Genomic DNA, 22844 nt, shown 5'->3' on the forward strand with positions numbered 1-22844 from the left:
CGGCCCGCGCGGTCGAGACCGTTCTCCGCGCGTCCGGCACTACACCCGACGGTGCCTCACATGCCGTCATGCGTCCCGCTCTTCCCTTGTGTCCCATTTGAACGGGCGTCCCCACACCCAGATCACGGCGTCCCCACGCCAGGATCGTGCGCCCCCGGCCCGAGGGCCGACCGCGTAAGCACTCCATAAGGGAGCGACGGCAAAGACGCTCCCCGCCGCCCGCGTGGTTGCGGAGGACGGGGAGGGAAATCTTCGAACGCCAAGGGGTCGCGGTTCAAGTGGTTTGGACCATGCTCATGGCCACATTTCTCACTCGAACCTCATGTGTGGGCTCGCTCCCACACAGGACGTTTACCGTGGTCACCGGCTGTTCACGCAAATTCCGCCGCGCCTGAACGGCCGGTCAGTTCCGCCGCCACCAGCTCGGCGATCTGCGCGGTGTTCAAAGCGGCGCCTTTGCGAAGGTTGTCCCCGCAGACGAAGAGTTCCAGCGCGGTCGGGTCGTCGAGCGCCCGCCGCACCCGCCCGACCCAGGTCGGATCGGTGCCCACCACGTCGGCGGGGGTCGGGAACTCCCCGGCGGCCGGATTGTCGAAGAGGACGACGCCCGGGGCGGTGTCCAGGATCTCCCGGGCGCCCTCGACGGTGACCTCGCCCTGGAAGCGGGCGTGCACGGTCAGGGAGTGCGTGGTGACGACCGGGACCCGGACGCAGGTCACCGCGACCGGCAGCTTGGGCAGCCCGAGGATCTTGCGGGACTCGTCCCGCACCTTCATCTCCTCCGACGACCAGCCGTCCTCACGCAGCGACCCGGCCCACGGAACGACGTTCAGCGCGACCGGCTCGGGAAAGGGCCCGGTGCTGTCCCCGACGGCCCGCCGCACGTCACCGGGCTTGGTGCCCAGTTCGGTGCCGGCGACCATCGACAGCTGGGCCCGCAGCGTCTCCACGCCGGCCCGCCCGGCCCCGCTCACCGCCTGGTACGACGACACCACCAGCTCGCGCAGCCCGAACTCGGCGTGCAGCGCGCCGAGGGCGACGATCATCGACAGGGTGGTGCAGTTGGGGTTGGCGACGATCCCGCGCGGCCTGCTGCGGGCGCAGTGCGCATTGACCTCGGGCACCACCAGGGGCACCTCGGGGTCCATCCGGAAGGCCCCGGAGTTGTCCACGACGACCACGCCCCGGGCGGCGGCCACCGGCGCCCAGCGCGCGGAGATCTCGTCGGGCACGTCGAACATCGCGACGTCGACCCCGTCGAAGGCCTCCTCCGACAGGGCGACGACCTCGACCTCCGCCCCGCGCACGGTCAGCTTGCGGCCGGCCGAGCGCGGGGAGGCGATCAGGCGGATCTCGCCCCAGACGTCCGCCCGCTGGGACAGGATCTGGAGCATGACCGTGCCGACGGCCCCGGTCGCCCCCACGACCGCGAGCGTCGGCTTGGCAGTCATCGGCCGGTGCCTCCGTAGACCACGGCCTCGTCGCTGTCGGAGTCGAGCCCGAAAGCGGTGTGCACGGCGCGCACGGCCTCCGGCACGTCGTCGGCGCGGGTGACGACCGAGATACGGATCTCGGAGGTGGAGATCAGCTCGATGTTCACGCCCGCGTCGGACAGCGCCTCGAAGAAGGAGGCCGTGACCCCGGGGTTGGTCTTCATACCCGCGCCGACCAGCGAGATCTTGCCGATCTGGTCGTCGTAGCGCAGCGAGTCGAAGCCGATGCCCGGCCGGTTGCGCTCCAGGGCGTCGATGGCCTTGCGGCCCTCGGTCTTCGGCAGCGTGAAGGAGATGTCCGTCAGGCCGGTGGCGGCGGCGGACACGTTCTGCACGACCATGTCGATGTTGACCTGGGCGTCGGCGATGGTCCGGAAGATGGCGGCGGCCTCACCCGGCTTGTCCGGCACACCGACGACCGTGATCTTGGCCTCGGAGGTGTCGTGCGCGACACCGGAGATGATGGCCTGCTCCACCTTCTTGTCCCCAATCGGCTGGCTGCTGACCCACGTGCCCTGAAGTCCGCTGAAGCTGGACCGGACGTGGATCGGGATGTTGTAACGGCGTGCGTACTCCACACAGCGGTGGAGCAGCACCTTGGAACCGGAGGCGGCGAGCTCCAGCATGTCCTCGAAGGAGATCCAGTCGATCTTCCGCGCCTTCGTCACCACGCGCGGGTCGGCGGTGAACACACCGTCGACGTCGGTGTAGATCTCGCAGACCTCGGCGTCGAGCGCGGCGGCCAGCGCCACGGCCGTGGTGTCGGACCCGCCGCGCCCCAGCGTGGTGATGTCCTTCTTGTCCGCGCTGACGCCCTGGAACCCGGCCACGATGGCGATGTTGCCCTCGTCCAGCGCCGTCCTGATCCGGCCCGGCGTGACGTCGATGATCCGGGCCTTGTTGTGCACCGAGTCGGTGATGACGCCTGCCTGGCTGCCGGTGAACGACTGGGCCTCGTGCCCCAGGTTTTTGATCGCCATGGCCAGCAGCGCCATGGAGATCCGCTCTCCGGCGGTCAGCAGCATGTCGAACTCACGCCCGGCAGGCATCGGGGACACCTGCTCGGCCAGATCGATCAGCTCGTCCGTCGTGTCGCCCATCGCGGAAACGACGACAACCACCTGGTTGCCGTTCTTCTTCGCTTCCACGATCCGCTTGGCGACGCGCTTGATGCCCTCGGCATCGGCAACGGAGGAACCTCCGTACTTCTGCACGACAAGGCCCACGTGCGCTCCTCGCTCGGTTTGTCTGTGTCGGCTCAGTTTAACGAGCGGCCGAACTCCACCGGCCTGCTCCCGCATGGTGAGACGTCCTGGCGGGGTGTTCCGCCGCTCGCTTCCGGGACGGAACATGCCCAGCCCACGGCACACCACGCAGAAAGTGCGGTGGCTCACAGTGACGACGGCGGGGTAGGCAGGTCCGCCATGACGACGTCGGTCCTTCTCCCGCTTCTCTCCGGGATCGTGCTGCTGGGCGCGAGTGTGCACAGTGGCCGACCGGCATGGGCTTCGCGCTGGTCGCCGTACCGGCCCCGGTGCTGCTGCCCGGTCCCGCCCAGGGGGTCGCCCTGGCCAACTGCGCGGCCGGTGCGGTCGGTGTGGCGGGCCCGGCGGGCGGCTGGCTGACCCACCGGCTCCCGCCGCCGGCCCTGCTGTCGGCGGCGGGCGTGGGCGGACCGCCGGTCTCCCCGCAGTGGGCGGCGGTGGTCGGCTCGATGGTGGCGGGCGGGGTGACGGCCATGACGAAGGGGCTGTGGCCGCGGTGGCCGGCCGGGCGTCGCGGTGGGCCGGAGCCCCGCCTCACTTGGCCTTGAGGCCCAGCTGTCCGCCGATCTCCTCCTGCATGACCTGGCCCGCCTCGAACTCCAGGGTCTCGTCGCCCAAGGTCGCGTGGTCGGTGTCCAGACCGTCCAGCTCCGCCAGGGGCTGGTTGAGACGCACGTGGATGAGGATGGACTGGAGGGCGCGCAGGGTGGCGGACGCGGTCGGGCCCCAGTTGGAGAAGTAGGAGAACTGCCACCACCACAGCGCCTCCGTGGTGCGGCCGGCCCGGTAGTGGGCCATGCCGTGCCTCAGGTCGGTGATGACATCGGCCAGGTCGTCGGAGATACGGGCCGGTACGGGCGCCCTGCGGGGCTCGTACGGGTCGAAGACCTCGGAGTAGACGTCGATGGGCTCCAGCATCCGGGCGAAGTTCTCGCGCAGCCCGTCGACGTCCGGCTCGGGGCCCAGGTCCGGCTCGTAGCGCTCGTCGGGGACGATGTCCTCGTGCGCGCCGAGGCGGCCGCCGGCCAGCAGCAGCTGGGAGACTTCCAGGAGGAGGAAGGGGACCGCCGAGTCCGGCTCGTCGCCCTTGGCCACCTCCGTGACGGCCACCAGAAAACTCTCGACCTGGTCGGCGATCTGGACCGCGAAGTCGTCGGGGTCCGGGGCGGTCGCGTGCAGTGTGGCGTCAGACATCTAGGAGTCGTCTCCCCTCGAAGGCGCGGCCGAGGGTGACCTCGTCCGCGTATTCCAGGTCGCCGCCCACCGGGAGGCCGCTGGCCAGGCGGGTGACCTTCAGGCCCATGGGTTTGATCATGCGGGCGAGGTAGGTGGCGGTCGCCTCGCCCTCCAGGTTCGGGTCCGTCGCCAGGATGAGTTCGGTGACCGCGCCGTCGGCGAGCCGGGCGAGCAGCTCCCTTATCCGCAGGTCGTCGGGGCCGACGCCCTCGATCGGGCTGATCGCGCCGCCGAGCACGTGGTAGCGGCCGCGGAACTCGCGGGTGCGCTCGACGGCGACCACGTCCTTGGGCTCCTCCACCACGCAGATCACCGACGGGTCGCGGCGCGGGTCGCGGCAGATGTTGCACAGCTCCTCCTGCGCCACGTTGCCGCAGGTCGCGCAGAACCGGACCTTCGCCTTGACCTCCAGGAGGGCCTGGGCGAGCCGCCGTACGTCGGTCGGCTCCGCCTGCAGGATGTGGAAGGCGATCCGCTGCGCGCTCTTCGGACCGACGCCGGGCAGCCGCCCCAGCTCGTCGATGAGGTCCTGGACCACGCCTTCGTACAACGGACTGCCCTTCCTGGAGTCTTCCGGTACGTACCGTAGTTGGCCGCCGCCCGTCCTAGGAAGGCGGTGCGGGTGTCGCGTGGGCGACGAACATCAGAACGGCGAGATCAGAACGGCAGACCGGGGATGCCGCTGCCGCCGCCCAGACCCTGCGCCAGCGGGCCGAGCTTCTGCTGCTGGAGCGCCTGGGCGTTCGCGTTGGCCGCCTGGACGGCCGCGACGACCAGGTCGGCGAGGGTCTCGGCCGTGTCCTCGAGGGACGCGCCCTCCGGGTCCACCGCCTTCGGGTCGATCTTCAGCGTGCGCAGTTCGCCGGCGCCGGTCACGGTGGCCGTCACCAGGCCGCCGCCCGCCTGTCCGTCGACCTCCGTGTTCGCCAGCTCCTCCTGGGCCCGCGCCAGGTCCTCCTGCATCTTCTGGGCCTGCTGGAGCAGCTGCTGCATGTTGGGCTGGCCACCACCGGGGATCACGATCAGCTCCTGGGTCCGCGTGTTGGATCGGTTCTGCTCTGCTGTGGATGAGCCTACGTGGTCGACGCAGCCATCGCCCCGCCACTCTTTCGAGTGAGAATCCCGGGGACCCTATACCTGATCAAGGCCCACTTCCGAGCGGAAAAGTGACGAAAGCAAGGCCTTCGCCACCCATTGGGCGGTAGGAAGGGTGCCCGTCGTCAGCATCCATTGTCACGTGCACCATGTCGATCCGATGTCACGGAACGTGACCGGTTGTGATCAGTAGGGAGTGCCGGGTGGGCCAGCCGGAGATGCAGCCCGAGGGACCGCCTCAGGACGGGTGGAGCGAGGGTGCGGCCGGACTGCGGCCGGGTGATCTGACCGGGCGGCCGTTCCCGCTCGGGGACTGGGGTGAACCGGCCGAGCGGCTCGACGAGCTGTACCGGTGGGTGGAGCGCGGGGCGCTGGGAACCGCCGAGTGGTACCTGTCGGACCGGGCGGGGAAGCGGCGGGGCGCGCGGGCGCTGCGGTGCGGGGCGGCCGTGGGCGCGGTGCTCGGCGCCGCGCTGCCGCTCCTCGACCTCACCGGGGTGATCGGCGGCGTCGCGCCCTGGGGGTATCTCGCGCTGCTGATGGCGGTGGCGTGCGTCGGCGTCGACCGGTTCTTCGGGGTGACCTCCGGCTGGATGAGGGACATGGCGACCGCTCAGGCCGTGCAGCGGCGGCTCCAGGTGCTCCAGTTCGACTGGGCGTCGGAGAGCGTCCGGGAGGTGCTGGGACCGGCGGAGGGCACGGCGAGCGAGGCGGCCGAGCGGTGCCTGGCGGTGCTGCGGCGCTTCTCGGAGGACGTCACCGAGTTGGTCCGCACGGAGACGGCGGACTGGATGGTGGAGTTCCGGACCGGCCTGGCACCGCTCGGCATGCAGGCGACCGTGACGGCCGGACAGCGCACGGACACGGGCCATCTGAACAGCCGTTTCCCGCTGCCGCCGGGCACGAACGGCACCCGTCCGAACATGCCCCGACAACGGCCACCGGAGCCGCGCTGAGTCCCGGCGGGTCCCGGGGTGTCCCAGCGGGTCTCCGCGGACCCCGGCGGGACTTCGAGCGTCCCGGCGCGTGGATTTGTCACGACGCCCTAATGTCTTGACATCGGTGGAAGCGGGCCCGCATCGTGAGCGGACAGTTGCACAACGGTCCGAAGAGGGGCAGCCACATGGTGCGTACGCTCGGCGTCGCCGTCGTCGGGTTCGGCTGGATGGGGCGGGTGCACACCCAGGCCTACCAGCGGGTCCCCCACCACTTCCCGCAGCTGGCCGTACGTCCCGAGCTGGTGACCGTCGCCGAGGAGGTGCCCGGCCGGGCGGAGGAGGCCGCCGGCCTGTTCGGGTTCGCGTCCACCACCCGGGACTGGCGTGAGGTCGCCGCCGATCCGCGGGTCCACGCCGTCAGCATCACCGCGCCGAACTTCCTGCACCGGGAGATCGGCGTCGCCATGGCCGAGGCCGGCAAGCACATCTGGATCGAGAAGCCGGTGGGTCTGACCGCCGAGGACGCCGGCGCGGTCGCCGACGCCGTCGCCAAGGCCGGCGTCCAGGGCACGGTCGGCTTCAACTACCGCAACGCGCCCGCCGTCGCGTACGCCCGTGACCTCGTCGCCTCCGGCGAGCTGGGCACCGTCACCCATGTCCGCATCCGCCTCCTCAGCGACTACGCGGCCCACCCCGACTCGGCCCTGACCTGGCGGTACGAGCGGGCCCGCGGCGGCACCGGGGTCCTCGGCGACCTCGCCTCGCACGGCGTCGACCTGGCCCGCTTCCTGCTCGGTGACATCACGGCGCTCGCCGCCGACACCGCCGTCTTCATCCCGGAGCGCGCCCGCCCCACCGGCGCCACCGCCGGCCACACCCTGGCCACCGGCGGCGCCCTCGGCCCGGTCGAGAACGAGGACTACGTCAGCTGCCTGCTGCGCTTCGCGTCCGGCGCCCGGGGTGTGCTGGAGGCCTGCCGGGTCTCGGTCGGCGAGCAGAACAACTACGGCTTCGAGGTGCACGGCACCCGCGGCGCCGTCTTCTGGGACTACCGGCGGATGGGTGAACTCGGCGTCAGCCGCGGCACCTCCTACCAGGACCAGCCCGTCAGCACGGTCCACGTCGGCCCGGGCCACGGCGAGTACGGCGCCTTCCAGCCCGGCGCGGCCAACGCCATGAGCTACGACGACCTCAAGGTCGTCGAGGCCCGCAACTTCCTGCGCTCCATAGCCGAGGACACCCCGTACGGCCCGACCCTGCCCGACGCCGTGCACAGCGCGGCCGCCCTCGACGCGATGAGCCGCTCGGCCGCCCAGGGCACCTGGGTGAGCCTCGGCTGAACCCCCGCCGCTCAGGGGGACGCACCGGCCTCACCGGCAGAGCTTCATCCCCACCGGGGTGCAGCAGGCCACGTGGCCGTGGGTGCGGCGTGACGGGATGATTCGGACGTCCGGTCGAATGTCCGCCGAGCGTTCCGCCACCGCGGGGCAGCGGGCGTTCACCGCTTGCTGTACGTGAGGCTCTCCTCGCCGTCCTTCCGGACCCGCTTCAGCCTGCCGTCCGGCAGCAGGGTCACCTCGGTGGCCTCTCCCGCGCTGCACGAGGAACGGGGCTTGCCCGTCGTGACCGTGGAAGGCCCGATCTCCAACGGACCTCCCGTGCCGGGCTTCTCGGCGAGCTTCGCGACGAACTCGCAGTGGTAGCCGGGTCCGTCGGCGACCAGGGTGAGGACCGGGTCGCCCACCGCGCCCTGGCGGATGGTCAGTTCGCGGGTGTTGTGGCCGGTGGAGTTGTCTATGGCCGTGGCCCAGGTGCCGAGGAAGGCGGTGGGCACGGGGCCCGCCGAGGGGGCGGAGGAGGAGGGTGACCCGGTGGGCGCCGGGTCCCCGGCGGAGGTCCGGGCGGTCGCCGACGGGGTGGGGGGCGCGGCGCCGCCCGCCTTGTCGTCGTCACCGCCGTTGTTCATGAGCGCGTACACGGAACCGCCGGCGGCCAGCATGACGACCAGCGCGACCGTGACGAGGAGCGCGCTGGAACGGCGGGTGCGGCCCGGTTCCTCTTGGGGGGCGTACGGCGGGGGCGGCGGGGGTGTGTAGAGCGGCGGGGCGGGCTCGGGGGCGGCGACGGTGGCGTGGGGGGCGTGGTACGGGTTGTAGGCGTTGTACGGCTGCGGGTGCTGGTGGGGCTGGTTCTGGTAGCCGTAGGCCGGGTGCGCGGCCGGAGCGTGTTCGGGGGAGGGCGGGTCGGGCACCGGCTGCGGCTGCGCCCCCGCGGCGGCAGCCGCGGATTCGGCACCGCCCCGGGACCCCGGGCCGGCCGGCCCCCGCACCCACGGGTCGGGCGACCCGCCGCGGGGAGCCCGGGCCACGGTCCCGTACTCCGTCGGGTCCTCCACCTCCAGCAGTTCCACCGCGTGCCGGCCCAGCTGGGCGACCAGCGAACCGGGCAGCCAGGGGTCCCTGGAGCGGCCCTCCTCGACCGTGTCGACCGCCCCGGTCCTCGCCAGGATCGCGTCCAGGGACGGGCGGGTCGCCGGGTCCTTGCGCAGACAGTCGCGGACCACGTCGGCGATGCCCTCGGGGAGCCCGGACAGGTCGGGTTCCTCCTGGGCGATGCGGAACAGCTGGGCGTGCGCGCCGCCCTCGTTCGCGCCGAAGGGAAGCACGCCGGTGGCCGCGTAGGCGAGCACCGAGCCGAGGCTGAAGACGTCGGAGGCCGGACTGATCCGCTCGCCGCGCACCTGCTCGGGGGCCATGAAGCCGGGCGAGCCGACGAGCGACCCGGTCGTGGTGATGCCCTCGCCGGGGAGGGTCTCCAGGGCCCGCGCGATCCCGAAGTCGATGACCCGGGGTCCCTCTATGGTGAGCATGACATTGGACGGCTTGAGGTCACGGTGGACGATCCCGGCCGCGTGGATGTTGGTGAGCGCGTGTGCCAGCCCGGCGGCCAGGATCCACACCGACCGCTCGGGCAGCGGCCCGTGGTCCTGCTCGACGACCCGCTGGAGGCTCGGCCCGGCGACATAGCCGGTGGCCACCCACGGCACGGCGGCCTCGGTGTCGGCGTCGAGGACGGGCGCGGTCCAGAACCCGCCGACCCGCTGGGCGTTGCGCACCTCCTGCCGGAAGCGGGCCCGGAAGTCCTCCTGCGCGGCGAGTTCCGCCCGCACCAGCTTCACGGCGACGGTACGGCCGCGCTCGGACCGGGCGAGATACACCTGCCCCATGCCGCCCGCGCCCAGCCGTGCCAGCAGCCGGTACCTCCCGATGTGCTGCGGATCCCCGGGCCCCAGCTTCTCCATGGCAGATCCGCCCCTTCTCCACACTTGTGATCCAGCCGAGAATATTCCGGCCGCTCCGGTGGCCGGGACCCGCCTTGTCTACGGTTCCGTAACAGGTACCGGTCGCTCCGTTATATCCACCGGCCGTGGACAAACTGTCGCGGAATCCCCCTGACCATGGAACATGTCGCCGATATCGCGTCGGCACCGGGCGCTCCTAGGCTCGGCGCCATGACCCCTCAGCCCAATCCCCAGGCCGGAGCCGCCGTGAAGGCAGCCGACCGTGCGCATGTCTTCCACTCCTGGTCCGCGCAGGACCTCATCGACCCGCCGGCCGTGGCCGGTGCCGAAGGGTCGTACTTCTGGGACTACGACGGCAGGCGATACCTGGACTTCACCAGCGGGCTCGTCTTCACCAACATCGGCTACCAGCATCCGAAGGTCGTCGCCGCGATCCAGGAGCAGGCCGCGCAGATGACCACCTTCGCGCCCGCCTTCGCGGTGGCGGCCCGGTCGGAGGCGGCCCGGCTGATCGCCGAGCGGACCCCCGGCGACCTGGACAAGATCTTCTTCACCAACGGGGGCGCGGACGCGATCGAGCACGCCGTGCGCATGGCCCGGCTGCACACCGGCCGCCCGAAGGTGCTGTCCGCCTACCGCTCGTACCACGGCGGCACCCAGCAGGCGGTCAACATCACCGGCGACCCGCGCCGCTGGCCCTCCGACGGAGCCGCCGCCGGGGTCGTGCACTTCTGGGCGCCCTTCCTGTACCGCTCGCGTTTCTACGCGGAGACCGAGGAGCAGGAGAGCACGCGGGCGCTGGAGCACCTGGAGACCACGATCGCGTTCGAGGGACCGGGCACGGTCGCGGCGATCGTTCTGGAGACGGTGCCGGGAACCGCCGGGATCATGGTCCCGCCGGCCGGATACCTGGCGGGCGTCCGCGAGATCTGCGACCGGCACGGGATCGTCTTCGTCCTGGACGAGGTCATGGCCGGGTTCGGACGCACGGGTGAGTGGTTCGCCGCCGACCTGTTCGGGGTCGTACCCGACCTGATGACCTTCGCCAAGGGCGTGAACAGCGGGTACGTGCCGCTCGGCGGTGTCGCCATCAGCGAGCGGATCGCCGCGACCTTCGCCCGGCGGCCCTACCCGGGCGGGCTGACGTACTCCGGGCATCCGCTGGCCTGTGCCGCCGCCGTCGCCACCATCGACGTGATGGCGGACGAAGGTGTCGTCGAGAACGCGAAGCGGCTCGGCGCGGACGTCGTCGGGCCCGCCCTGGCCGCGCTGGCCGAGCGGCACCCGAGCGTGGGCGAGGTGCGCGGCACCGGCATGTTCTGGGCGCTGGACCTCGTGAAGGACCGGGCGACCCGGGAGCCGCTGGTGCCGTACAACGCGGCCGGGGAGGCCAACGCGCCGATGGCCGCGTTCACCGCCGCCGCCAAGCGGCAGGGTCTGTGGCCGTTCGTGAACATGAACCGGACGCATGTCGTGCCGCCGTGCAACGTCACCGAGGCCGAGCTGAAGGAGGGCTTCGCCGCCCTGGACTCCGCCTTGAGCGTGGCCGACGAGTACACGGTGTAGGGGCGCCGCGGGCGGGGCGGGACGCGGGTCCGGCGGGGGCCGGTCGCGATCCCCGCGCCCCCGGGGGAACGCGTAAGGTGGCGTGCTCGTAGATGTACACGTAAGCGAGCACGTCACCCGAACGCGTGAGGAGAGGCACCCGACCATGCCGGGCAACGGCGCTGTGACCCGCAGTACCCTGCGCCAGCAGATCGCGGACGCGCTCCGTGACGAGGTGCTCGCCGGGCGCCTCCAGCCGGGCCGGGAGTTCACGGTCAAGGAGATCGCCGACCAGTACGGGGTCTCCGCCACGCCGGTCCGCGAGGCCCTGGTCGACCTGTCCGCGCAGGGCATCCTCGAAGCCGACCAGCACCGCGGTTTCCGGGTCCCGGAGTACACCCTCACCGACTACCAAAACATGATCGAGGCCCGCAGCCTGGTCGTCGACGGTATGTTCCACGCCCTCGACGAAGGCCGTCACCCCGCCTTCAAGGACCCCGGCGAGCCGCGGGTCGCGGCCGCACTGGCGGCGGTCCGCCGGCGCGGCGAGGAGGCCCAGCGGGCCGCGACCGCCGGCGACCTCTCCGTGCTGATCGGCTACGACCTGCGCTTCTGGCGCGAGCTGTCCACCCTGTTCGGCAACCCCTACCTCGGCGACTTCCTGCACCGGCTGCGCGTGCAGTCCTGGGTGTGCGCGGTGCGGCACCTGCGCCGGCTGCCCGATCTGCGCGGGTACCTGTGGTCCCGGCACACCGAGTTGGTCGACGCGCTGTCCCGGCGGGACACCGAGGCCGCCCGGGGGATCGTCACCGCGTACAACGCACACTCCCTCGCCCTCATCGAGCGTCTGTCGGAGAACGGATGACCGCGCCCTCGGAGACCGTCGACCTGTCCGTGGTCGTTCCCGCGTACAACGAGGAGGCACGGCTCGGCCCGACGCTCGACGCCGTCACCCGGTACCTCGCCGACAACGAGTCCCGTTTCGGCACCTGGGAAGTGATCGTCTCCGACGACGGTTCCACCGACGGCACGCGCGAGGTCGCCGCCTTAGGGCATCCGTGCGTCCGCCTGGTCACCGGCGACCGCAACCGTGGCAAGGGCAACGCCCTGCGCCTCGGGGTCGCCGCCAGCACCGGCCGCCGGGTGCTGGTCACCGACGCCGACCTCGCGGCCCCGATCGAGGAGCTGGAGCGGCTCGACAAGGCGCTCAGCGAGGGAAACGCGGCCGCGATCGGCTCGCGCGCGGTACCGGGCGCGGAGATATCCGACCACCAGCACCGGCTGCGCGAGCTGCTCGGCCGTGCCGGGAACCTGCTGATACGGGCCACCGCGGTGCCCGGCATCAAGGACACCCAGTGCGGTTTCAAGCTGTTCGACGGCGACCGGGCCCGGGAGGCCTTCGCCGACTCCCGTCTGGACGGCTGGGGCATCGACGTCGAGGTCCTGCAGCACCTGCACCGCGAGGGCGGCTCCATCGCCGAAGTGCCGGTCCGCTGGAGCCACCAGCCGGGCTCCAAGGTCGGCCCGCTGGCCTACCCGAAGGTCCTCGCCGACCTGGCCCGTCTCCGGCTGCGCCGGCTGCGCCCGGTCGACCTGCTGGTCCCGGTGCTCTTCCTGGCCCTGTCGGTCGCGCTCTACTCGGGCCGCTTCTTCGACCCGGGCCACCGCTATCTCGTCGACTCCCTCCAGGACCAGAACCAGTGGGAGTGGTTCTTCGCGGTGACCGCGGACAACCTGGCGCACCTGCGCAACCCGTTCTTCTCCGACCTCCAGAACTTCCCCGACGGCGTCAACCTGATGGCCAACACGGTCATGCTGGGCGTCTCCGTCCCGTTCGCCCCGCTCACGCTGCTCGCCGGACCGGCCGTCTCGCTCTCCGTCTGCATGGCGGTGGGCCTGGCCGCGACCGCCGTCGCCTGGTACTGGCTGATCGTGAAGCGGGTGGTACGGCACCGGGGTGCCGCCTTCCTCGGCGCGGCCCTCGCGGCCTTCGCGCCGCCGATGGTCAGCCACGCCAACGCGCACCCCAACTTCGTGATCCTGTTCATGATCCCGCTGATCATCGACCGCGCCCTGCGCCTGGCCGCGGGCACCCGCGTCCGGCGGGACGGGGTCGTGCTCGGCCTGATGGCGGCCTACCAGGTCTTCCTGGGCGAGGAGCCGTTCCTGCTCGCGGCGCTGGGCATGGTCCTGTTCGCCGCCGCCTACGCGGCCGTACGACCGCAGGTCGCGAAGGAGTCCTGGCGTCCCCTGGGCAAGGGCCTGCTGATCGCGGGCGCGGTCTGCCTCCCGCTCGTGGCCTACCCCCTGTACTGGCAGTTCAGCGGCGCGCAGAGCTACCACAGCGTCCTGCACGGCGACAACGCGGGAAACAGCCCGCTCTCGCTCCTCGCCTTCTCCGAACGCTCGATGCTCTTCGGGGACGCGGGCCGCGCCAACGAGCTGTCCCTCAACCCCACCGAGCAGAACGCCTTCTACGGCTGGCCGCTGGTCCTGCTCGCCTTCGCGGTCGTGGTACGGCTGTGGTCGCGGCCCCTGGTCAGGGCGCTGGCGTTCACGTCCCTGGCCGCGGCGGTCCTGTCCTTGGGCCCGAAGATCCGGATCCCGCTGACGGACACGGTGTATCCGGGCCCCTGGGCGCTGGTGCGGAAGCTGCCGCTCTTCGAGTCGGTGATCGAGGGCCGGGTGGCGATGATCTGCGCCCCGGCGCTGGGCGTGCTGCTCGCGCTCGCCCTCGAAAGGGTGCTGGGCGCCCGCCGGGTCGGCACCCAGTACTTCGGCCTGCTCGCCATCGCGCTCGCGCTGCTCCCGATCGTCCCCGCCCCCCTCAAGTCCGTGCCGCGGACGCCGGTCCCGGAGTTCGTCACGAGCGGGATGTGGAAGTCGTACGTCGGCAAGGGCGAGTCCCTCGTCCCGCTCCCGCTCCCCGATCCCGGGTCCGCGGAGGCGCTGCACTGGCAGACGTCGGCGGACCTCGGCTTCAAGCTCCCCGGCGGATACTTCAACGGCCCCTACGGCGAGGACCGCATCGGCATCTACGGTGCCGTCCCCCGCTACACCTCCACCCTGCTGCGTGACGTCCGGTACAGCGGCAAGGTGCCGGTGATCGGCAAGAACTGGCGGGCGCAGGCGGCGAAGGACTTCGCGTACTGGAAGGCGGGCGTCCTGGTGGTCGCGCCGCAGCCCAACGACGACAAGCTGCGCCAGGCGGTGCAGGCTCTGACCGGAAAACCCGCCAGGTGGACCGGTGGGGTCTGGGTATGGGACCTGCACGAGGGGCGCTGACCGGCGCCGCACCGATTACTCTTCCCTGACCACCTAGCTGAACACTTGCCGTGAACGCGCAGATATCGCGCCGATACGAGGAGCCCTCTTTGGCCTGTGACCTCTGGCTGGTACCGCTCGTCGACGTGTTGTGCCACACGCCCGACAACCCGTTCGCCGAGGAACTCGCGCAATACAACAAGGTGCTCGCCGAGGCCGGGCTGCCCCCGGTGCCGGTGTACCAGTACATGCCGGGACTGTCCGGCGAGGTGGCGCCCGTGGCCGGCTTCGACTACGACGCGCTCCACTTCCTGCGCCGCGCCTATCTCCTCCAGGTCTGCGGCCTGCCCGTCGCCCCGGTGGACGACCTGGGCGGCGACTACGAGCAGCTCCTGGAGATGTTCGAGTCGACGGCCCAGCAGTCGCACCTCGTCTGGCACTACGACCACGCGGGCGCGTACGTCCCGCTCGACTTCCCGAACCCGCTCTCCAGCGACGAGCTCCTCGCGAGCGGCGGCCCGCTGGGCTCCTCGCAGAGCCTGCTGCGCGAGCTGGAGTACGTGGCCCCGTCGATCGGCATCGACCCGGCGAACCCGCCGGCCGCCCCGCAGGCCCCGTCCGCACCGACCGACCTGGAGGAACCGGCCGTCCCGGCGCCCTACGACCCGAGCCCGTTCGCCCGGGAACGGCACGTCTGGCTGGGCCTGCACGCCGCCGCGACCCGCAGCCTGGCCCAGGGTTCGATGATCGTGTTCAGCTGACGGGCGGGGCGCCCGGTGCACAGACGCCCCGCCCGGTGTGCGGTCACCGCTGGTGCGGCAGCCTGATCGTGCGGACGAGGGGCAGGTCGGCGTAGAGGCCGGGCTCGACGGTCACCACGTGACGCCCGTCGGGCCAGCCGACCGTCGGCCGGGACAGATGGACCGCGTGCCCGAGCCGCCATTGCACGCCGTCACGCAACAGTGCGCCGACCGTGCAGGCGCCGGCGAAGTCCAACTCCACGATCTCGACGGCGGGAAGGGCGCCGATGTGCTCCGCGACGCCCTTGCGCATGCCGTCGGCGGCGGCCAGGCAGAGTGCGGGCACATAGACGTGCCGGGTGGGTCCGTGCTCCGCGTTCGCCACGAAGTGGGAGGCCAGCGAGTTCCCCGAGCCGAGCGCCAGCAGAGCGGACTCGTCGAAGACGACGCCGGTGGAACCGGCCCTCATGGCGGTCACAGACTGTCCACGGGCCGGCCGGCCTCAAGGTCCTGCCAGACCTTCTCCACCCGGTCGTGCTCCTCGTCGGTGAACGTCACACCGAAGTGCGTTTCGCAGTACGCCCTCGTCTCCTCGTACCGCTTGCGCAGTTCCTCCTGCGTGGGCGTGGCCCCCGCGAGCTCGGCGATCAGGTCGCGCATGGTCATCCCACGCTCTCGGGCGAGCACCATGAGGCGGTCACGAACGGCAGGGTCGACCTTGACGGTGGTGTCAGCCATGACGCAAGTATACCTCTGGTATACCGTCTCAGGCCGGTCGAGCAAGGCAGTCATCCACGTTCCTTCTTCTGGTCCTTACGCGGCCGCCGGGTGAACTTTCCGCAGTTCACCCCTTGGTGACCCGTATTCGCACGACCTCTCGAACACCTCGCAGGTCGTCGAGTACTGCCGTGTCACCGGATCCCGTTGCACCACCCGCCGCAGATAGCCCCGTTCCTCCAGCTCACGCAGGGAGGCGACTACCGTCATGCACCCTTCCCGGCGCCGTGCCGCGAGGATGCGCTCCGTGACCCACGAGCCGCTCGGAAGACTCAGGAGGTACGCCAGTACGCCCGCGGCCGCCCAGGACAGACGACGCTCCCCGAAGCGGGAGTTGGCGAAGGCTGCGAAGGCGCGCGGAGGCGCCGTACGATGAACGCGCACGGGAGGTCTAGCTCCTTGTGTCGAGCCCCCGGGTGTTGGCGCACCGCGGGGGCAATCTGTTGATCGTGACTTTAGGGCCACGCAAAGATGCGAGCGCAAGTCGGAACGCCCTTTTCCTGGGCTTTAGTTCACACATTTCACTCCGGGGAGTGAAACACGGTGCGCGGCAGCCGGGCATCAACGGCCCCGTCGTCCAACCGAACACGCTGAACAGGGCGAGCGCGGGCCCGGCCGCGTAGACCGGCACGCCCAGTACCAGGGCGGTCCACGGCCGCCGGACCCACACCGCCCCGAGGACGGCCGTGGCCGCCGCGGCGGCCAGCGCGACCGACGGTCCGAACATCGCGACGAGCATCCACACGCCGGAGTCGTCGCAGAACCGCTGGGTCCCCGCCGAGGTGCCGCAGCTGTCACCGGCGAAGGCCATACCGAAGAACAACAGCCCGTTCACGGTCACTGCGACCGCGAGCAGCAGCGCGGCCACCACGGCGAAGACCACTCCGAGGGTCCCGCCCGGCCGGGTCCGCCCCGGCGGGACCGCGGGGCCGTACGACGGCGGGCACGGCGGCGGACAGGGCGGCGGCGGAAAGCTCATGCCTTCCATCTCACCCCCGCCCGCACGCCCCCGCCTGAGTACGGCTGCTCAACAGGGCTGAGCCCGTGCCACCGTGCGGGTCACCAGGGAACCACCCCGTCGTCCTCGAAGAAGCCGCCGGTGGGGCCGCCGTCCGGCAGGGTCGCGAGGCGGATCGCGGTGGCCGCGCCCTGCTGCGGTGTGCGGACGCCCCGGAAGCCGTTGAGGTCGGTCGCGCAGTAGCCGGGGCACGCGGCGTTGATCAGGATGTTCGTGTCCTGCAGTTCCCTGGCGTACTGGACGGTGACGCCGTTGAGGAACGTCTTGGACGGCGAGTAGGCGACGGCGATCGGTCCCATGTCGGCGCCGGGCGCGGACTGGCGGGTGAGGGAGCCGACGCTGCTGGAGACGTTGACGATCCGCGGGGACGGCGAGCGGCGCAGCAGCGGGAGCATCGCGTTGGTGACGCGGATGACGCCGATGACGTTGGTCTCCACGACGGCCCGTACCGTCGCGACGTCGACGGTCGTGGGCGCCTGCGGCGCGCTGCCGGTGATGCCGGCGTTGTTGACGAGTGCGTCGAGGCGTCCCGCGCGGTCCTCCACCAGCCCGGCCGCGGCGGTCACGCTCGCGTCGTCGGTCACGTCGAGCGGCACGCCGAACGCGTCGACCCCCGCCGCGCGCAGCTTCGCGACGGCGGCCTCCCGGCGCTCCGCGTCCCTGGCCCCGACGCCGACGCTCCAGCCGAGGGCGCCCAGGCCGGCCGCGATCTCGTATCCGATGCCCTTGTTCGCGCCGGTCACCAGCGCGGTCTTCTGCTCGGTCATGTCTTCGGTCATGTCGTCGGTCATGTCGTCGATCCTGGCGCGGACCGGGCAGGCCGGGCCAACACCGATCGGGTGCGCGGCGATACCGCACGGGTATCGATCCCGGTCGGATCGGTAGCATGGAGGGCGTGGAGACACGCGAATTGCGGTACTTCGTGGCCGTCGCCGAGGAACTGCACTTCGGGAAGGCGGCGCAGCGGCTCGGCATCGCGCAGCCACCGTTGTCGCGGGCCATCCGTCAGCTGGAACGACGGCTGGGGGCGGCCCTGCTGGAGCGCACCAGCCGTGCGGTCGCCCTGACCGAGGCCGGTTCGGTGCTGCTGCGGGAGGCACGGGCGGCGCTGGACGCCGTCGAGGCCGCCGAGCAGCGCACCCGGCGTGCGGCCCTCGCGGCGCACGGCCAGGCCGGTGTGGTCCTCGCCACGAAGGCGGGCGCGTCCGGCGACCTGCTGGCGAAGCTGCTCGACGCCTACGCCGCCGAACCCGGTGCGGTCACCGTCGACCTGCTGCTGTGCGGGGTCGGCGAGCAGGAACGCATGCTGCGCGACGGCCGGGCCGACGTGGCCCTGCTGCCCCTGCCGTTCGACAGCACGGCGGGGTTCGACACCGAGGAACTGCAGACGGAGAGTCAGGTCGTGGTGGTGCCGGCCGGGCACGCGCTCACCGCCGGCGACCGGGTGCGGATGACCGATGTCACCGAACTGGCCGACCTGCCCCTGGCGCGATGGCGGGGCCGCGACGGCAGGTACCCGCAGGGGCCCGGTCCGGAGGTCCGGGACCAGGCCCAGCTGTACCAGCTGGTCGCGCTGGGCCGCGCCTGCTGTGTCGTGCCGGAGTCGGTCCGGTCCCAGCTGCGCGAGGACCTGGCCGCCGTACCGGTGCCGGACGCGCCGCCGGTCACGACCGTGATCGCCTGGCCACCCCACAGCCGCTCCCGAGCGGTCGCCGGTCTCGTCCAGGTCGCGACCCGGCTCTGCGAACCGGCCGGAACGGCACGGTGAGGCGACCGGGCTGACGTGCGGGGGGGCGAGTTCGCCGGACCCGGTGAACTCGCCCCCCGCACCGGGCTACGCGAAGACCGGCGTCCCGCCCTGCGTCAGCTTCCAGTTGGTCGCCGCGAACGTCGACGGGTCGATGGTGCCCTTCGCTGTGGCGTAGGCGACCATCAGGTCGCGGACCTGGTTGGTGGAGCTGTAGGCGATCTCGGCGGCGGCGATGTGCGGGTAGCCGGAGCCGCCGTTGGCGCGGTAGTTGTTGACGGCGACGACGAAGACCTGGTCGTCGGCGACCGCGGTGCCGTTGTAGGTCAGGTTCTTGATGCGCGAGCCCTCGGCGGCCGCGATGTCGATCTCGTAGTCGACGCCCGTCGCCATGTCGTACATGTAGTCCCAGAAGCTGTTGGCGTTGGTGAGGGTGGCGGTGTCCACCGCCGTGCCCGCCGGCACCTGGTGGTAGTACTTCGCCGCGTACTCCAGGTAGTCCTTGACCTGGGCGCCGGTGAGCTTCTTGCCGTACAGGGTGTTCTCGTAGACGTACAGGCCCGCCACGTCGCGGATCGTCACGTCACCGGCCGGGATGGTGGCCGTCCGGCTGAAGCAGGCGGCCACCGAGATCAGCGGGAGCGCGGCGTCCGCCGCCGACAGGCCCGCCTTCACCGCGTCCATCTGGACCTGCTGGATGAAGTCGATGGCGGGGACGTCCTTCCAGCAGGCCTCCGCCGTCGACATCGCCACGGTGCTGGTGCCGATCGCGGTGTTGACGTACTTGACCACCAGCTCGTGGTCGGCGGTGAGGAGTTCGGTGATCCGCGGGTCCTCGGCGACCGTGTTGCTGTTCAGGGTGGTGGCGGTCTTCTTGGTGATCTTCCAGGAGCCGCGCACGTGCTCCAGCTCGAAGTCGAAGACGGAGAGGCGGTAGCCGTAGCAGTACGGCTCGGAGAGCAGCACGTCCTCGCCCGTCTCCGCGTTCTTCACCGTGTACGTCGGGACGTCGACGTGGGTGTGGCCGACGAGGATCGCGTCGATGCCGGGCACCTGCTCGGCGACCAGGTTCGACGCGTTCTCCACGTAGGGGAGTTCGTCGCCCCACGACGTCGAGCCGTCCAGGCCCGAGTGGTCGGTGAGGAAGACGACGTCACAGCCGAGGGCGCGCAGCCGCGGCACGTACTTCTTCGCCTGCTCGACCAGGCCGGTGAAGGCCATCTTCCCGGAGACGTTGTCCTTGTCCCACAGGGCGATGCCCGGGTTGGTGAGGCCGAGGATGCCGACCTTGATGTCCGGGCCGTGCGGGACCTTGATGTGCTTGACGGTGTAGGGCCGGAAGGCGGGCTTGAGCGTCCTGGCGTCCAGGGCGTTGGCGCCGAGCAGCGGGAAGTCGCACTGCTTCTCGAAGGTGCGGACGGTCTCGATGCCGTAGTTGAACTCGTGGTTGCCGAGGGCGGCCGCGTCGTAGCGCATCTCGTTCATGGCGATCGCCATGGGGTGCTTGGGGCCGCGCTTGCCGTTCCTGCCGGTGATCGGGTCGACGCTCGCGTAGTACGAGGCGAGGGAGGTGCCCTGGATGATGTCGCCGGCGTCGACGAGGAGGACCCGGCCCTCGCCCTTCTCCTTGCGGAGGTTCTTCACCAGGGTGGCTATGCGCGCGATGCCGTACGTGTTGCCCTTGGCGTCCACCGGCGCCGCGTTGGTGTAGTAGTCCCAGTTGAAGACGTGGCTGTGCAGGTCGGTGGTGCCCAGGATGGAGAAGCTCCAGGTCTTCGGCGCCTTCGGGGGCTTGGCGTGGCCGCGCTCGGCGGCCTCGGCGGTGCCGGTTCCGACGGTTCCCGCGACGGCCACGGCCGCTCCGGTGACGGCCGACTTCTGCACGAACTCGCGGCGGTTCATGGGATTGACGGGCATTCAGGGCTCCTGGAAGGGCGATACGGACGGGAGTTGCGTGCGGGAGGCGGCGGGCTACCCGCGTAGATGCTGACCTCCGACCGTTACCGGCGTAACCACGGATGACCCAAGGGCCGGTCAAGGATTCCCAAGACCGGCCCAAGAGGCGCTGTGAACCGGCGGCCTACAGGAACGAGTTGATCTCGATCGTCTCGTTGCGGCCCGGGCCCACGCCGATCGCGGAGATCGGGGCGCCGGACATCTCCTCCAGGGCCTTCACGTACGCCTGCGCGTTCTTCGGCAGGTCCGCGAAGGTCTTGGCCTTGGTGATGTCCTCGGACCAGCCGGGCAGGGTCTCGTAGACCGGCTTCGCGTGGTGGAAGTCGGTCTGCGAGTAGGGCAGTTCCTCGACGCGCTTGCCGTCGATCTCGTACGCGACACAGACCGGGATCTGCTCCCAGCCGGTGAGGACGTCCAGCTTGGTGAGGAAGAAGTCGGTCAGGCCGTTCACGCGGGTCGCGTAGCGGGCGATCACCGCGTCGAACCAGCCGCAGCGGCGATCCCGGCCGGTGGTGACACCGCGCTCGCCGCCGATCCGGCGCAGCGCCTCGCCGTCCTCGTCGAACAGCTCGGTCGGGAACGGGCCGGCGCCGACGCGGGTCGTGTAGGCCTTGAGGATGCCGATGACCCGGCTGATCTTCGTCGGGCCCACGCCGGAGCCGGTGCAGGCGCCGCCGGCCGTCGGGTTGGACGAGGTGACGAAGGGGTACGTGCCGTGGTCGATGTCCAGCAGCGTGCCCTGGCCGCCCTCGAACAGGACGACCTTGTCCTCCTCCAGGGCCTGGTTGAGGACCAGGACCGTGTCGGCGACGTACGGGGCGAGCTTGTCCGCGTAGGTCAGCAGTTCCTCGACGACCTGGTCGACGGCGATCGCGCGCCGGTTGTAGAGCTTGGTGAGGACCTGGTTCTTGACGTCGAGGGCCGCCTCGACCTTCTGGGTCAGGATCGACTCGTCGTAGAGGTCCTGGACCCGGATGCCGACGCGGTTGATCTTGTCCGCGTAGGTCGGGCCGATGCCGCGCCCCGTCGTACCGATCTTCCGCTTGCCGAGGAAGCGTTCCGTCACCTTGTCGACGGTCACGTTGTACGGCGTGATGATGTGCGCGTTACCGCTGATCATGAGCTTGGACGTGTCGACGCCGCGCTCGTTCAGACCGCTCAGCTCGGAGAGCAGGACCGAGGGGTCGACGACGACGCCGTTGCCGATGACCGGAACACACGTAGGCGAGAGGATTCCGGAAGGGAGGAGGTGGAGCGCATACTTCTGGTCGCCGACGACGACCGTGTGGCCGGCGTTGTTGCCACCCTGGTATCGCACCACGTAGTCGACGGAGCCGCCTAGCAGATCCGTCGCCTTTCCCTTGCCTTCGTCACCCCACTGAGCACCGAGCAGCACAAGTGCGGGCACGCGCGTACACCCCTTCCGGGCGGGGCATGTCCAAGGTCAGGGGCGTACGCGTAAGGTTCGTCGCCGCGTACCACCGCGACCGTCGTTGGCCGCACAACCGTCGGACCGGATGCCCCGGAATAGACGAAGCCCCTGGCGCAACAGCGCAAGGGGCTCTTGCACAGTGATGCTACCCGAGGAAGCGAGGCACGACCGAGGTGGCGACATTCGCGCGGTCCGATCAGCTGCTGGTGATCATCGATCCGGCGGCACGGCAGACGGACGGTGAGTCCGTCCGGATCGCGAAAGACGTGCTCAGCGCGGGTGCGACCACGAAGGTGTGTCTGCCGGACAGTCCCGAGGAATTTGCCCGGGTGCTGGCCCGGAGGGGGTCGCGGCGGCCGGTGGTGGTGGGCGACGACGGTGCGCTGATCCGTGCGGTGACCTTTCTGCACCGGCAGCGGGAGCTGGCCGGATGTGTGCTGTCCGTGGTCCCGGTGGGGGGTGCGCTGGGCGTCGCGCACGCGCTGGGGGTGCCCACCGGTGCGGTGGCGGCGGCGCGGGCCGTCCTGGACGGCGTGGAGCGCCGCCTGGATCTCCTGGTCGACGACAGCGACGGGGTGGTGCTGGGCGCGCTGCGGATCCCGCCGCCGGCGACGGCGGCAGCGGCGGCGGCGGAGCCGGTACCGGCCCGGGGGTGGCTGCGTCCGTACCAGACCCTCGTACGGTCTCTGTCCGCCCGCCCGGCCCCGGCCGTGACCCGTCCCGGACCCGCGCGGCTGCGGGTCGAGGTCGACGGGTTGACGGTGGTGGACCTGGACCAGCCGGTGGAGGGGATCTCGGTGATCCCGGGCGGCCGCGACGGGCTGGCCGAGGTGGAGGTACGGCCGCTGTCGGTGGGCGCGGAGGCGACGCCGGTACGGGCCGCCGGGCGGACGGTGACGGTGACGGGCGCGGACTTCCGGTACCGGGCCGACGTGGGGGTGACCGGTCCGGTACGGCGGCGGACCTGGCGGGTGGTCGAGGGGGCCTGGGGGCTCACGGTGCCGGGGGTTTCGTAGCGCCGGTTCCGCGGCTCGGCC

At 71.2% G+C, this 22844-nt stretch carries 22 protein-coding genes; 9 read left to right on the top strand and 13 right to left on the bottom strand.

What is annotated here, in order from left to right:
- Positions 1-371: 371 nt before the first annotated feature.
- Both ACFXI4_RS34170 and ACFXI4_RS34175 read right to left on the bottom strand, forming a co-directional pair.
- A complete protein-coding gene (locus tag ACFXI4_RS34170; RefSeq protein WP_384998329.1) occupies positions 372-1451 on the bottom strand; it encodes an aspartate-semialdehyde dehydrogenase in 1080 nt (359 codons plus the stop codon).
- The gene (locus ACFXI4_RS34175; protein WP_362715520.1) at positions 1448-2719 is read right to left on the bottom strand and encodes an aspartate kinase; all 1272 of its coding nucleotides are present in this window, start codon (positions 2717-2719) and stop codon (positions 1448-1450) included. Before ACFXI4_RS34175 ends, ACFXI4_RS34170 begins: the two co-directional genes overlap by 4 nt.
- Before the next feature lie 275 nt (positions 2720-2994).
- Here ACFXI4_RS34175 and ACFXI4_RS34180 point away from each other — a divergent pair, with 275 nt between their 5' ends.
- Complete coding sequence (locus ACFXI4_RS34180; RefSeq protein WP_384998332.1) at positions 2995-3306, top strand: hypothetical protein; 312 nt, start codon at positions 2995-2997, stop codon at positions 3304-3306.
- Here the strand turns inward: ACFXI4_RS34180 and ACFXI4_RS34185 are convergent.
- The 3 genes from ACFXI4_RS34185 to ACFXI4_RS34195 form a co-directional block, all read right to left on the bottom strand.
- Positions 3293-3952, bottom strand: coding sequence for a DUF5063 domain-containing protein (locus tag ACFXI4_RS34185; protein WP_384998335.1), 660 nt, complete (start codon positions 3950-3952; stop codon positions 3293-3295). The genes ACFXI4_RS34180 and ACFXI4_RS34185 overlap by 14 nt on opposite strands.
- Complete coding sequence (gene recR, locus ACFXI4_RS34190; RefSeq protein ID WP_362715501.1) at positions 3945-4544, bottom strand: recombination mediator RecR; 600 nt, start codon at positions 4542-4544, stop codon at positions 3945-3947. Before recR ends, ACFXI4_RS34185 begins: the two co-directional genes overlap by 8 nt.
- A gap of 107 nt (positions 4545-4651) precedes the next feature.
- A complete protein-coding gene (locus tag ACFXI4_RS34195) occupies positions 4652-5014 on the bottom strand; it encodes a YbaB/EbfC family nucleoid-associated protein (protein WP_362715498.1) in 363 nt (120 codons plus the stop codon).
- Positions 5015-5292: 278 nt separating this feature from the next.
- On the opposite strand from ACFXI4_RS34195, the gene ACFXI4_RS34200 reads away from it, so the two are divergent.
- Positions 5293-6045 carry an SLATT domain-containing protein gene (locus ACFXI4_RS34200; RefSeq protein ID WP_384998339.1) on the top strand — a complete coding sequence of 251 codons (753 nt, stop codon included), beginning with the start codon at positions 5293-5295 and terminating at the stop codon, positions 6043-6045.
- A gap of 167 nt (positions 6046-6212) precedes the next feature.
- Positions 6213-7367 carry a Gfo/Idh/MocA family protein gene (locus ACFXI4_RS34205; RefSeq protein ID WP_384998342.1) on the top strand — a complete coding sequence of 385 codons (1155 nt, stop codon included), beginning with the start codon at positions 6213-6215 and terminating at the stop codon, positions 7365-7367.
- 158 nt (positions 7368-7525) lie between these two features.
- Here ACFXI4_RS34205 and ACFXI4_RS34210 read toward each other — a convergent pair whose 3' ends face one another.
- Positions 7526-9328, bottom strand: a complete 1803-nt coding sequence (locus tag ACFXI4_RS34210) for a serine/threonine-protein kinase (RefSeq protein WP_384998345.1) — start codon at positions 9326-9328, stop codon at positions 7526-7528.
- A gap of 210 nt (positions 9329-9538) precedes the next feature.
- On the opposite strand from ACFXI4_RS34210, the gene ACFXI4_RS34215 reads away from it, so the two are divergent.
- From ACFXI4_RS34215 to ACFXI4_RS34230, 4 genes are all read left to right on the top strand, one after another.
- Entirely contained in the window at positions 9539-10894 is a 1356-nt protein-coding gene (locus tag ACFXI4_RS34215) for an aspartate aminotransferase family protein (protein ID WP_384998348.1), read from the top strand.
- 145 nt (positions 10895-11039) lie between these two features.
- Positions 11040-11738 carry a GntR family transcriptional regulator gene (locus ACFXI4_RS34220; protein ID WP_362721835.1) on the top strand — a complete coding sequence of 233 codons (699 nt, stop codon included), beginning with the start codon at positions 11040-11042 and terminating at the stop codon, positions 11736-11738.
- On the top strand, positions 11735-14158 hold the full coding sequence (locus tag ACFXI4_RS34225) for a dolichyl-phosphate beta-glucosyltransferase (RefSeq protein ID WP_362721832.1): 2424 nt from the start codon (positions 11735-11737) through the stop codon (positions 14156-14158). The genes ACFXI4_RS34220 and ACFXI4_RS34225 overlap by 4 nt, the downstream gene beginning before the upstream one ends.
- 89 nt (positions 14159-14247) lie before the next feature.
- Positions 14248-14898 carry a hypothetical protein gene (locus ACFXI4_RS34230; RefSeq protein WP_362721829.1) on the top strand — a complete coding sequence of 217 codons (651 nt, stop codon included), beginning with the start codon at positions 14248-14250 and terminating at the stop codon, positions 14896-14898.
- 43 nt (positions 14899-14941) lie between these two features.
- Here the strand turns inward: ACFXI4_RS34230 and ACFXI4_RS34235 are convergent, their stop codons facing one another.
- The 5 genes from ACFXI4_RS34235 to ACFXI4_RS34255 form a co-directional block, all read right to left on the bottom strand.
- Positions 14942-15355, bottom strand: a complete 414-nt coding sequence (locus ACFXI4_RS34235) for a hypothetical protein (RefSeq protein WP_384998353.1) — start codon at positions 15353-15355, stop codon at positions 14942-14944.
- On the bottom strand, positions 15352-15615 hold the full coding sequence (locus ACFXI4_RS34240) for a hypothetical protein (protein WP_351317429.1): 264 nt from the start codon (positions 15613-15615) through the stop codon (positions 15352-15354). The genes ACFXI4_RS34235 and ACFXI4_RS34240 overlap by 4 nt, the downstream gene beginning before the upstream one ends.
- A gap of 75 nt (positions 15616-15690) precedes the next feature.
- Positions 15691-16038: a hypothetical protein gene (locus ACFXI4_RS34245; RefSeq protein ID WP_384998356.1), complete on the bottom strand. Its 348-nt coding sequence runs from the start codon at positions 16036-16038 to the stop codon at positions 15691-15693.
- 7 nt (positions 16039-16045) lie between these two features.
- Entirely contained in the window at positions 16046-16537 is a 492-nt protein-coding gene (locus tag ACFXI4_RS34250; RefSeq protein ID WP_384998359.1) for a hypothetical protein, read from the bottom strand.
- Positions 16538-16713: 176 nt separating this feature from the next.
- Positions 16714-17439, bottom strand: coding sequence for an SDR family oxidoreductase (locus ACFXI4_RS34255; RefSeq protein WP_384998399.1), 726 nt, complete (start codon positions 17437-17439; stop codon positions 16714-16716).
- A 128-nt stretch (positions 17440-17567) separates the two neighbouring features.
- On the opposite strand from ACFXI4_RS34255, the gene ACFXI4_RS34260 reads away from it, so the two are divergent.
- Positions 17568-18440, top strand: coding sequence for a LysR family transcriptional regulator (locus ACFXI4_RS34260; RefSeq protein ID WP_384998362.1), 873 nt, complete (start codon positions 17568-17570; stop codon positions 18438-18440).
- Positions 18441-18506: 66 nt separating this feature from the next.
- Here ACFXI4_RS34260 and ACFXI4_RS34265 read toward each other — a convergent pair whose 3' ends face one another.
- Entirely contained in the window at positions 18507-20336 is a 1830-nt protein-coding gene (locus tag ACFXI4_RS34265; protein ID WP_384998365.1) for a bifunctional metallophosphatase/5'-nucleotidase, read from the bottom strand.
- Between the two features lie 163 nt (positions 20337-20499).
- Entirely contained in the window at positions 20500-21783 is a 1284-nt protein-coding gene (locus ACFXI4_RS34270) for an adenylosuccinate synthase (RefSeq protein WP_362728012.1), read from the bottom strand.
- 197 nt (positions 21784-21980) lie between these two features.
- Between ACFXI4_RS34270 and ACFXI4_RS34275 the strand changes: the two genes are divergently transcribed.
- On the top strand, positions 21981-22823 hold the full coding sequence (locus tag ACFXI4_RS34275; RefSeq protein ID WP_384998368.1) for a diacylglycerol kinase family protein: 843 nt from the start codon (positions 21981-21983) through the stop codon (positions 22821-22823).
- Positions 22824-22844: the final 21 nt, after the last annotated feature.

This window comes from Streptomyces sp. NPDC059224 (assembly GCF_042754285.1).
GTDB lineage: Bacteria > Actinomycetota > Actinomycetes > Streptomycetales > Streptomycetaceae > Streptomyces.